7 protein-coding genes are annotated in these 12346 nt (G+C 41.2%); 2 read left to right on the top strand and 5 right to left on the bottom strand.

Features of this window, described 5'->3' with window-relative positions; genetic code table 11:
* Window positions 1–28: 28 nt before the first annotated feature.
* From rpmA to IPZ59_RS02135, 5 genes are all read right to left on the bottom strand, one after another.
* A complete protein-coding gene (gene rpmA, locus IPZ59_RS02115) occupies window positions 29–289 on the bottom strand; it encodes a 50S ribosomal protein L27 (protein ID WP_189579619.1) in 261 nt (86 codons plus the stop codon).
* Window positions 290–321: 32 nt separating this feature from the next.
* Entirely contained in the window at window positions 322–633 is a 312-nt protein-coding gene (gene rplU, locus IPZ59_RS02120; protein ID WP_189579618.1) for a 50S ribosomal protein L21, read from the bottom strand.
* Between the two features lie 73 nt (window positions 634–706).
* Window positions 707–3433 (bottom strand): hypothetical protein, encoded by a 2727-nt coding sequence (locus IPZ59_RS02125; RefSeq protein WP_236138235.1) that lies wholly within the window; start codon window positions 3431–3433, stop codon window positions 707–709.
* A 150-nt stretch (window positions 3434–3583) separates the two neighbouring features.
* Window positions 3584–4327 carry a peroxide stress protein YaaA gene (yaaA, locus tag IPZ59_RS02130; protein ID WP_236138236.1) on the bottom strand — a complete coding sequence of 248 codons (744 nt, stop codon included), beginning with the start codon at window positions 4325–4327 and terminating at the stop codon, window positions 3584–3586.
* A gap of 11 nt (window positions 4328–4338) precedes the next feature.
* Window positions 4339–9954 (bottom strand): T9SS type B sorting domain-containing protein, encoded by a 5616-nt coding sequence (locus tag IPZ59_RS02135; RefSeq protein WP_236138237.1) that lies wholly within the window; start codon window positions 9952–9954, stop codon window positions 4339–4341.
* Between the two features lie 82 nt (window positions 9955–10036).
* On the opposite strand from IPZ59_RS02135, the gene IPZ59_RS02140 reads away from it, so the two are divergent.
* Both IPZ59_RS02140 and IPZ59_RS02145 read left to right on the top strand, forming a co-directional pair.
* On the top strand, window positions 10037–11083 hold the full coding sequence (locus IPZ59_RS02140; RefSeq protein ID WP_236138238.1) for a PorP/SprF family type IX secretion system membrane protein: 1047 nt from the start codon (window positions 10037–10039) through the stop codon (window positions 11081–11083).
* A gap of 9 nt (window positions 11084–11092) precedes the next feature.
* The gene (locus tag IPZ59_RS02145) at window positions 11093–12325 is read left to right on the top strand and encodes a M48 family metallopeptidase (protein WP_236138239.1); all 1233 of its coding nucleotides are present in this window, start codon (window positions 11093–11095) and stop codon (window positions 12323–12325) included.
* The last annotated feature ends 21 nt before the right edge of the window (window positions 12326–12346 follow it).

Below are 12346 nucleotides of genomic sequence, written 5' to 3' on the forward strand. Positions count from 1 at the left end.
GAGGGTTTATGAATAGTTTGAATAGATCTTAAGCTTCAGCAGGTACTACGCTAACGTAAGACTTACCATCGAATTTTTTCTTGAATTGAACTTTGCCATCGGTCAAAGCAAACAATGTATGATCTTTACCTAGACCTACGTTGTCACCTGGGTGATGCTTCGTACCTCTTTGTCTGATGATGATGTTACCGGCAATTACTGCCTCACCACCGAATTTCTTCACACCAAGTCTCTTGGAATGTGATTCTCTACCGTTCTTGGAACTACCGACACCTTTTTTGTGAGCCATAATATTAGTTGTTTATGATTTCGGAAGAAATCTTACAATGTGATATTTTCAATCAAAATTTTAGTAAACTGTTGTCTGTGACCATTTTTCTTTTTGTAACCTTTTCTTCTTTTCTTCTTGAAAACGATTACTTTGTCACCTTTAACGTGATCTACAATTTTTGCAGATACCATTGCGCCAGAGATAATTGGAGCGCCTATTGATACCGTACCGTTGTCTTCTGCCAACAATACTTGATCAAATTCCACGGAAGCGCCAGCATCGCCTTGCATTTTTGGTGCATAGACATACTGATCTTTTGTTACTTTGAACTGCTTTCCTGCGATGTTAACAATTGCGTACATATTTGTTTTAGCTAGTATAGGAAATTGGAATGCAAAGATAGATAAAATGTTCTTAATAAAAAATTTACCCTTCTCAATTATTTAAGACTGTCAAGCTCTGTGAAATTTTTTCATTGACACCAAAGCGTTCGCTTTTGTAACTTAAAGTAACCACGTATTGACCACTTGGGATTTTCTGCCCTTGAAAACTACCATCCCAAAAGCAAAAAGCCACTCTCGACTGTACATTAAAATCTTCACAGTAATAAATCAATTCCCCCTGCCTGTTATGAATCCAGATCCTAGCCTCCTCGACAGCATCATTAACAAAGACTTCAAAATGTCTCTCAGGGTCATCTATAATCATAGCAGTTGGCATTCGATATTGAAATTCACAATCTTCAAATACTGAAAATTCTTCCACATATTGGCAACCATCCAAATTAGTAACTACCAAGGTGTAGGAACCTGTAAGTTGCGGCCTGAATATAGGTGATGTCGAAACTGGATTATCTTCCAAAAACCATTGATAGGATTCAAAGATACCCGGATTGATAATTTCACTGAGGTTTATTTTTCTACAAATAGAGTAAAAGGGGGCTAGTTCAGGTCTAGTTTGATCCACACTGCGAATCATTAATAGTTGATTTCTGCCGATTTCACACAACTGACCATTGAATAATCTACGGTAGACCACTGCTTCATATAGGCCATCCTCTTCAATAAGCACCGAGCGAATATCCTCAAAAGCAGGAATGACTTCCTGTGAACCATCAGGATTAATCCTTAACCACTCAATTCGATCTACTTTATCAAAATCTGTTAATAATCCAAGCTCAGTAGTAGGTAATTCCGGACAAAAAGGATTAACTGCAAAATCCAATTCCACTTCAAATACGGGCTGAGGGACTTGAAAAACCCTTGATTGTATTTCGCATGATGAGCTTCTTCTAGGACGCACCTCTAATCGGAACTCTTCATAAGCCGTTGGGATCCAATTCACTTGCCTCCCGACAATATTCCCTTCCCCATCAAGCCAACGAATACTCACCTCATTAGGGCTTCTACCAAAAAGATTTGCTTGATAAAAAATGTTTCCAAAACAATCCTCATTCACAATGATCGGCTCAAATTCGATTGGTGTTTCCACATTGACTTCAAACTCTCTTATCCGAGGACAATTTTCTGGGTTCTCTGAGTTTTCTCTGCCTACAATCCGATAAATGCCTGGTTGTGAAATATCAAATGCTTGTCCCGATACTTGTGTAAGTGTCGTACCATCTGGATAAGTTAAGGTAAATATAAGTTCCTGATTACTCGTTGGCGTAAATGAGAAAGTATCACAAATTGATATAGTTGCAGGAACAGAAAAATTCACACGGTTCCTTCGCTGAACTTGAATTACAGACTCCCATGGAAAAATGCAACCCGCTTCATCTATAAATTCTATGGCATACAGCCCCCCTGGTAAATCTATGGAAAACTCTAAAAGATTTGGAATAGGGGCATTAACTACTTCATCCCTACCTATAGCATTAACTAAGCGATAAGTCCAGTTGGTAAGGGGGCCATTGAGAAGTCGAATAGATATACTACCTACCTCAATACCATCGCTTGTGCACACCTCAGGCAAAGCACTTATTTCCAGAAAATCTTCAATTGCTACTTCATCAATAGGAACAATTACCACACTTGTACGAAGGCATCCAATGGATTCTGCCTGTATGGTGTAGATACCACTTTGAAGCCCTGTAACGGTTACCACTTCTCCCTCTACAATATTGTCATAGATAAGGCCAATTTCCAAAATCCTGAGCTCGTCCACTGATCCCAATACTGAAAACTCCAAAACTCCATCAAAGGCATTACAAGTCGTCGCTGGAGTGACCACTGTAAATTGATAAGTTGGGCTATCTTGAATTTGAATAGAAACAGACCTTGTAGATAGACAATCAGGGTTACGTGTATTGGACACTTCAAAAATAATCTCATAATTGCCAGGTCCATCCAAAATTTGACTTGCCTCTGCATCAATATCAAATGCACGCCCTAAACTTATTTTTTCTGCGAAACCTTCTTTTCTATAAAACCAAGCGCCTTCCATTGGATTGTCAGGCGCTATTTGAAGCCGTTGATTCAAGCAAAGAGTCGTATCCTGAATAATAAGCTCAAAATCTTCGGGCGGCCCGATGTAGGTAAAACCATTAATTACACAATCAGTGGACCCATTGGGATTATTCAAAAATGCCGAAACAGTATAGGTACCCTCTTGATCAGTTACCAAAACATTTTGGTTTCCTACTAACACACCTGCTTCATTTCTCCATTCAATGGTATATGCATTCAAATTGGGAGTTGTTGGAGGTAAGGCGGTTAGGGCCGCAGGCTCTTCCCCACACAGGAGATAATCAGGTCTTACGATCAACTGTGGCCCTTGCAATACCTCTAATGCCCGCGTAGTAGCATAAATCTCAGCATTACCTCTGGTAACTGAGACGCGGATTTCATATTGACCATTACTCGTAAAATTCACGGTAACTGATTCAAATGTAGCTCCTCCAAATCGACTAAAAATCACTGTCCCAAAAGAATCTAATACCTCCCAAGTATAACGATCCTGCTCGGGATCACCCCCTACCGAAAATGTACCCAAAACACTTCCAAAAAAATTACAAAGTTGAGAAGGTCCTATAAATTCTGGAGCTTGCTCTAAAATATCTACTATTCCTGATTTCTTGTATCTCTCTTCATCATTTACAGGATTGGGATGACTCCAAAAATTCCCAAGAACGAAAATTGACAGAAAAATCAGTTGATACATGTAAATTACTTTTTATGGGATAATGAATACAGCCAAAAATAATGCCACGACTAACTCGCACTATCACAAAATTAGAAAGTAATAAAAGCTGATTTTTCAAACTAAAAAAAAGCCTCAAAATTTACTATCTTGAAGCTTATTCTTTTTCTTCTATCTCACAAATCTCCACTCCTTCTCATCCCCAGCCCATTCGTAACCCTCAATATTAAAAAGTTTTAATTGCTCAGGGTCTTGAATGCGGTTTTTGATGATGTAATCTGTCATAAGACCTCTTGCTTGTTTAGCAAAAAGCCCAATAATCCTATATTCCCCATTTCTATATTCTTGGAAAACAGGAGAGATAATTTCGGATTTGATAATCGATGTATCCACAGCTTTAAAATACTCTTGTGAGGCGAGATTCACTAATGGAGTGCCTTTGGCTGATTCATTGATAGCTTTTGCAATTCGTTTGCCCCAAAACTCATACAAGTTTTTCCCATTCTTGTTTTGTAGCTTGGTTCCCATTTCCAGTCGATAAGGCTGTATTAAATCCAACGGCTTTAGCAAGCCATACAATCCGGAGAGGATACGGAGATTTTCTTGCGCAAAATCAAAATCTTCTTGAGAGTAATTTTCTACATCCATTTTGGTGTAGACATCTCCTTTGAAAGCAAGCAATGCTTGTTTGGAATTATCTATATCAAAAGTCTTCTGGAAATTTTTATAACGGGTTGCATTCAACTCAGCTAATTTTTCACTAATTCCCATCAACTTGATTAAATCTTCTGTTTTCTGCTTTTTCATGATACCAACCAATTCAAAAGTCTCTTTTTTGAAATCAGGCTGAGTAGTCATCTCTAATTGACTGGAACTTAAATCCAATGTTTTGGCAGGTGAAATAAGTGTAATCATACTAAATTAATTTACTCAATAACTACTAAAGCGGATCGCTGGGTGCGGGTAATACCTTGTTGTATACTACTGAACCGTAGAACAACCGCATAAGTTCCTACCGGTACAACCTGCCCTCTGTACATTCCATCCCAATTGCAAACAGGCTGATTAGCCTCAATGTTATTGGATTCACAGAAAAATATCAACTCTCCCCATCGGTTATAGATATATACCTCTAAGTTGTCAACAAAATTATTAGCATAAACAAGGAACTGTCTATTACTATCACTTGGAATCATAGCATCAGGGGCTCTTACCAGTAATCTACAATCTTCCTCCACTTCAAATGTAGTGGCAAAAATACAGCCTGCATCGTCAACCACTTCTAAGCGATAGGAGCCGGCTTCAGTTGGTATAAATGTTGGTGTATCTGCCACCAATTCATCATTTAAGAACCAAGCATAGCTATCATAAACACCTGGATCTAATACATCCGAAACATTCTCTATCGCACAGATCACATACCGCTCCCGTAATTCAGGTACAATACCGGCAGATCTTCGTACCTGCACCCGCTGCCTACCCAACTCACACAATAAGTCTGAAAGTACCACTTCGTAGAAGCCTTCCTGATCCACCTCAATCACCTCAAAATTATCAAATGGAAGTAAGGTACGTGTAGTTCCTGTAACTCTAAACCACTGGATAAGAGCTGCCTGCTCATAATCTCCTACCAACTGAATGATCGCAGGAACTGCAGGATCACAGATAGCTTCTGCTTCCACTGAGAAATCCACTTGCCCCAATACAGAAGTAACAGTGAAAGAAATTTCATTGGAATCACATTGCGTTCCTAAGCGTGGTTGTACCTCCAAGGTGTAGACCCCTGCTTCTCTTGGGAAGAAAATCGGATTTCTTCCGACAATGGTCCCTGCATCATCTCTCCAGAATATCAATACATCGACAGGATTGGCTCCAAATAAATCCACCTCATAAAAAACCCCTTCTACGCAATCATCGATCGTAGGTCCAATCAAATCAAATTGAATCGGATCATTGATAGTGACAAAGAAGCGGCGCTCCCTAGGACAATCCTCACCTGCGGGATCAAAACCAAACAAGATGTATTCCCCAGACTCAGAAAGGATAAAACTACCGTCTGCTTCCTGTGTAATCGGAACAGAAGGATTATTTACTGCCCTCAAATCAAAATTTAAAGGAACAGCAGAAGTCGGTGTAAATATAAATTGTTCGCAGGCTACCGGATTGCTAGGAACTGAGAAATCCACCTGAAACTTCCGCTCCACCACAACATTGTTTTGGAAAGGAATTGGACAATCATTTTCATCTAGAAGTTCAATAGAATATTCTCCATACGGAACGTCCACTGTAAACACCAAAGGGTCTGCCGTTGCTGCTGTAGTCAACTCATTGGTAAATTCCCTGCCATCTCCCAACCGGACAATTCTGTATCGTACGCCAAGCAAAGATGCAGGAGCTGTAGAAAACGATAGTACTATCTGACCATCTAATATCCCTGAGGTACTACAAGACTCGTCTACGGCGGTTACTACATAATCTTCTAGACCAGCAGGAGCATTTCTGTTCTGAATGATGACTGTTTGCACATTCAAACAACCAAATTCATTGATCGCCTCAAACGTATAAACTCCAGGGCCCAAATCCACAAAAAGTGGCAAAACAGTACCTGCGGTTATATTATTCACAACCTGCCCTGTTTCAATCAAAGTCAACGTTTGTATATCTGTCAAGGCTGTAACCTCCAAAGTACCATCCTCCAATATACAATCAGAATCATTGAGTACCACCAGCTCCAATAATGGAAGCGGATGAACTACGATCTCGGTAACTTTCTCTATCACGCAACCCGGAATCAAAGGATCTTCTGTAACAAAGATAATATCGTAGGTACCTGGAGCAGGTAACATGAGAAGTGGATTCAATTCCAGCTCAAAAAACTCACCAATCAAGGTTCTACCGGGCACACCTTGCAACTCATAAAACCATTCTCCAACAATTGGAGTATCTGGAGCAAAAGTAACAAGCACATCCTCGTAACAGACTTCGTCTTGTGACAAGTTGATATCAAAGTCAAAAGCGGGACCCACAAAAATGGAACGTGAAGCAGGACATCTATCAAACAAATCAGGATCCACATCCTCAGGTACACGGAATGAAACCGTCACCGTGTATATATCCTCTGAATCTACCACGATGGTATTGGAGTTGATATCCCCGATTTGAAAACCTGCTGCATTTCTCCATTCAAAATCATACAATCCATCCGCAGGATCGTATCCCTCAATAGCCGTCAATTCTACCGGGCTGCCCACACAAAGAACAGCATCATCCGGTAACGTGATTTCCGGAGCTGCAACAACCAGGACCTGTATACTATCATCAAAATATTCAGGATTTCCACATCGATCCACTTCCAAGGTCACAGTATACAAGCCCGCTCTTTGGAAATTGTGGATGTAATTTTGAAAATCCTCTCCAGCACCACCAAAACGCGTGATATCTGCTGTGCCATCCTCATGAACAATCGTCCAGAAATAGGAATCAATATCGGGCTCTCCACCCCCACCAAACTCCGCCTCTGCTCCTTCGGCTGGATCCAAACACAAACGCTCAGGACCTTCCAAAGCAGGCTCAGGAATACTACTTCCCGATTGCACTGCAAAAGATGGTAAACCTAAGTTCATACTGGTTCCAGGTAAAAGGTCTACACCAACATCATCATAGGTTGAAGCAGCACAGCCAGAACCAGGAATGATAGAAGTTACTGAGTTTTGTCCAGGTCTTGCAACATAAATCTGACCATTTGGCGCTATTTGAATGGCACCAAAAGGTCCAGCTGTAGTGACGGTATTTCTAATATCAGAATTTAAAATACATTGCTCTCGCGCCTGTCTTGTAGTGGCGTTATCAAAGCATTCACCACAAGTCAAAGGATCATCCTCATCATCGTTATTATTGGTACTGGGATTTCGGATTAAAAATTCCTCTATCCTACCCGAACCAGAGCGGTAGCTTACAAACACGCGGCTTCCATCATTGGAAAACTCCACTCCATAAACATCCTCATTCGTACAACCAAGATCTAACAAGGCATATTCGGATAACCTGCCAGTTTGCAGATCAAAATCAAATATCTCCAATCGACTACATGCTCCATCATTGATGGTAACAGCCACCTGCGAACCATCTGGGCTAAACTTCATCGTACCGACACCTGCACCAAAGCCATGACGAGAGCCAACGGAGGAAAACACAGGCTGTCCTATACCAAATTGTGTCAAAGGGTAGGCTCGAAAGGTATTGGTACCCAACTCATGAAATAGGACCCAATTGGTCGCACCTGTAGCCAACGCGGCTACCTGTTCGGTTGCAGGGCTGAATAAAAAGTTATTGCTCGTAGTAACAGCACCGGCCCCTGTAGGATTTTCTGCAGTTAGATCAACTACTGAGAATCGTACCTCATTACTTCCTGTACCTGTTGCCTGTGTGGTAAATACGTAATAAATGGTCGGGTTTTGGGGGACAGGAACGGCAATTACCCCTTGGGAAGTCTGATTGCTACCTCCAATATTATCCCCATTTTCCATCACATTTCCATTCAAGTCCCAAACGGTCTGACCATCGGTGTAGAAGAGGATTTGACCAGTTTCATCTGAGATCGTTGCTGTACCTGCTGGAATATTATTCGGATGAGAAATTGCCCTTGGACTTGGTCCATCTGGATCATCAGGATCGGGATTAAAATCCAACCCGGCACCATCCCCAAAGTGCCAAACACCATTACTTTGATCATCTAAATCCCAAATCTGCACACGGATTTCAGCATACGCATAGCAACTGGAACCAGGTTCACGCACCAGCACCCAATACAAACCAGGCAAACACACCACATTGGCAGCTTCAGGCCCCCAGCCTTCATCTCTTTTGTTGGACCAGAAGTATTCAAAATTCCCTCCAGGTCCACCAGGACCACCAACCCCGGGGCCTCCAGGTCCGCCCGGGCCACCTGGACCACCTGGACCGCCAGGACCTTCTCCTCCGCCTTGCTGAGCCTCCAGCAAAGGCATCAAATTGATGCAATTTGGCGCACAGATAGTAGTATCTTGAGGTGTGAAATTCGCTTCTAAATTATTTTCCAAAAGGTTGATTGTCTTATCAACATCCAGTGTGCTTCCATCTGCAAAAGTTACCGTCAAAGTCACATTGATACTTTCACCGGCTGTAGCCTCTTCAGGGATCAACAGATGCTCTTGATTAAAATCGATCTCTACTGGCTGTCCATCTTCATTGGTCAGGGGTGGATCGAAAGTCCATTCAAAGCTTACCGGTCGATAATTGGTAGGCGTAATCTCAGAAGTCAGCTGAATAGGGTTATTGGCACATGGAAACTCTGGTTCCCACTCAAAATCTACTGTAGGGTTGATATCCTGATTAGGCGCAAATTGAGGGAAGACAGTTCCACAAAAATCAACTCCATTGAATGGGTCCTCTTCAATTTCTAATTCGTCCAGCTCCTCTTCATCTGGATTATTCACTCTTCCTATCAAAAATGGCCCACCTGCTTCCTCTTGGTAGATATAATAAAGCCTGCCATCAGGTCCTACTCGAATATCATAAATTTGGTGAGGGGTATTAGGAATGGGAACCACTTCAGGCTCAGCTGTCAAATCATTTGTAGGCACTCTTAGCAATTGATTTCCTCTAGAGAAATACAAAAACTCCCCATCCGGTGAAAGATCTGCTCCCTCAATGGCATCGGCTCCACCCGATTGCTCCACCGTGCTAATGGAACCGAGAGAACCATCTGCCGTGTCCAATTCGATCAGTACTATATCTTCCCCCGGATCAGTTGGAATTAGTATCAACTGATTAGTACTTTCATTGAAAATGATCGCTTTGGGTGTGAAGCTAAGCGGAATACTCGCAGTTTCTGTAAACTCTCCTTGGGTTGCTTCAATTCTCCTAACGACAAGATTACCCCCATCATAGTTTACCAAGTAATTGGGGCTATTAGGAGTTTTCACCACTGCAATCGCTCCGGATACTGTACCGATTGTCTGATTGAGGGTAGTCACTGCCCCAAGAGGTGGCTGATTTGGCAAGGCTCCTCCCGGTGCATTCATATCGATCACTGCAAATTGTAACTGACCTGTGGGGGTGCGGTAAAAAATATAAAACAAGCGGTCACCTTCAGGATCATAATTGAGTGTAGCAATAGCAACCCCCTGTCTTATACCTTCTGATACTCCATTTACCCCGTTAGGAGCACCTTGAATTTGAAGTTCATCATAATTATAGACTAATATACCATTAGTAAAAAAAAGCACCTGACCGGTTATCGGATCTATCATCACAGCATTATTATCAATATTGCCGGTCTCAGACCCGATAATTATTGTATTCGGGAGATCTCGGACGATGGGATCCTCCCCTCTTCCAAATGAGAGATAACTGTTGGTTGACGCTGTCGGACAGTATCCAAATATCCACTCATTCCCATTAAAGCCTTGTGAAAAACTAAATTCTGGAGACATTAAACAGAAAACTGCCAGTATGCCACTAAAAATTACTCTAAAATGTATGGAATTCAATTGCCTTTTCATAATTTACACGCTGCATTCAAAACAAGGGCCAAGTTTCAACGTTAACCCTTTGATTTGACTTTCACAATAAACGAAGTTTTCCTTGCTTAAGTCTCAAATATATCGTCTTTTTTTGATTATTGGTTTAGGGCTGAGCTACATCCATGCCCATGCCCAGGATCCTCAGTACAGTCAATATTATGCAGCGCCTTTGTATCTAAATCCAGCATTTACTGGTTCAGAGTTTTTACCAAGGGTGGGAGTAAATTACCGAAATCAGTGGCCAGGTCTCAACGCTCAATTCACAACATTTTCAGCATATTTTGACACCTTTTTAGACGACTATAACTCTGGAGTAGGCTTCTTGGTTATGAGTGATACAGAAGGGGCTGCAAGATTACGATCCACTACACTTGCCGCATTATATTCATACGAACTACAGCTTGGCGAAAGAGCCTTTTTCAGGCCTGGTTTTAGGGCTAGCTATATCCGAAGGGAAATAGGTTTCTTTGAAAATTTAATTTTCGCTAACAATATTAATCCATCTGAACCTTTTGGTGATTTAATCCCTGGCACTGATATCCCTGGCTTAGGAGACCCGGTAAACATGCTGTCCTTATCAGCGGGAGGACTATTTTATACACCCAATTTTTGGTTAGGATTTTCCGCAGACCACTTGAATCAACCGAATCAATCATTCTTGGACGGCGTTAGTCGATTGCCTGCCAAGTACTCTTTGCATGCAGGCTACAGAATATCTCTTGGCACAGGTGGTTACCGTTCTGATTTCACACATACGTTCAAGGAGCGCTACATTGTACCCACTGTGAATTACAAAAGGCAAGGACCTTTTGAGCAGTTGGACGTGGGTGCTTACTTATATGCAGAACCGATCGTTTTAGGATTGTGGTATAGAGGTTTACCTTATAGACCTATTGAAAATCAAAGCAACCGAGATGCCATCGTCATGATGGTAGGAGTTAACCTACCTTCAGGCCTAAATGTAGGATATAGCTTTGATTACACGGTTTCACAATTGGGCATCCAATCGGGAGGTGCACATGAAATCAGTATTTCAGTACTCTTGGCTGATCGCAACAGAAACAAACTTCGAAGCAGAGATACGATGCTTCCTTGCCCAAAATTCTAATCTAGCAACATGGAAGTCGAATGGATCAAATACCTGCTTGTCGGGGTGCTTTCGCTTAGCTTTTTGTTTGAAAAAACATTAAGCTACTTGAATATCCGCCAACCCGTACCTGATATCCCTTCCAACCTAAATGAATATATCAGTTCGGACAAACTAAAGGAAAGTAAAAGCTATCAAAAAGCTAATTTTAACTTTAGCCTAATTACAGCTATATTTTCATTTTTAATCACCATTGGGCTTATTTACTGGGGAGTTTTTGGAACAATTGATCTTTGGCTTAGGCAATTCATCCAAGATCCTATCTTTCTTTCCATCGTCTATTTTGCAGTGATTTTTATGGGTTCAGATTTACTTGCAATACCTTTTGATTATTACCACACCTTTGTAATTGAAGAAAAATTTGGATTCAATAAAAGCAGTATACAAACTTATATTTCGGATAAAGTCAAAGGTTACATGCTCTCTATCATCATTGGAGGGGGGCTTTTATTTGTTTTACTTTGGTTAATTCATCAAATAGGAAAGGACTTTTGGTGGCAGTTTTGGTTGATTGCCGTCATTTTTATGGTAGGCGTCAATTTGTTTTATACCGCTTGGGTGCTTCCATTATTCAATAAGTTGACTCCTTTGGAGGAAGGGGAACTGAAAAATAAAATCTTCGCATACGCGAAATCAGTGAATTTCCCCTTAAACAATATTTTTGTAATCGATGGAAGCAAACGTTCCTCTAAAGCCAATGCATTTTTCTCAGGCTTTGGCAAAAGAAAAAAAGTGGTGCTTTACGATACCTTAATAGATCAACATACGCCTGACGAACTGGTAGCTGTCTTAGCCCATGAAATTGGACATTATAAAAAGAAACACATCATCTGGGGAATGAGTACTTCGATTGTACAAGTAGGTTTGCTGCTCTATATACTTTCTGAATTTATCTTTTCCACTACTATGAGCTTAGCCTTAGGGGGGGAGCAAATGGCCATACACCTCAATATTGTAGGCTTTACCATGCTTTTCTCTCCAATTTCCATGATTATCGGAATAGGCATGAATATGCTGAGTCGTAAACATGAGTTTGAAGCGGATGCTTTTGCGAAAACCACTTTTGACGGCAGGCCCCTGGCAGAGGCATTGAAAACCCTTTCCGTAAATTCTTTAAGTAACCTCAACCCCCATCCTTGGTATGTTTTTGTGAATTATTCGCACCCTCCTTTGATGGAAAGATTAGCTAAACTAGAGAACTGATTGAAGGATTAATCCGTAACT

It is taken from the genome of Mongoliitalea daihaiensis, from assembly GCF_021596945.1.
GTDB lineage: Bacteria > Bacteroidota > Bacteroidia > Cytophagales > Cyclobacteriaceae > Mongoliitalea > Mongoliitalea daihaiensis.

Coding starts and splice junctions, on each gene's coding strand:
- rpmA (WP_189579619.1), bottom strand. CDS start 289: ATGGCTCACAAAAAAGGTGTCGGTAGTTCCAAGAACGGTAGAGAATCA.
- rplU (WP_189579618.1), bottom strand. CDS start 633: ATGTACGCAATTGTTAACATCGCAGGAAAGCAGTTCAAAGTAACAAAA.
- IPZ59_RS02125 (WP_236138235.1), bottom strand. CDS start 3,433: ATGTATCAACTGATTTTTCTGTCAATTTTCGTTCTTGGGAATTTTTGG.
- yaaA (WP_236138236.1), bottom strand. CDS start 4,327: ATGATTACACTTATTTCACCTGCCAAAACATTGGATTTAAGTTCCAGT.
- IPZ59_RS02135 (WP_236138237.1), bottom strand. CDS start 9,954: ATGAAAAGGCAATTGAATTCCATACATTTTAGAGTAATTTTTAGTGGC.
- IPZ59_RS02145 (WP_236138239.1), top strand. CDS start 11,093: ATGGAAGTCGAATGGATCAAATACCTGCTTGTCGGGGTGCTTTCGCTT.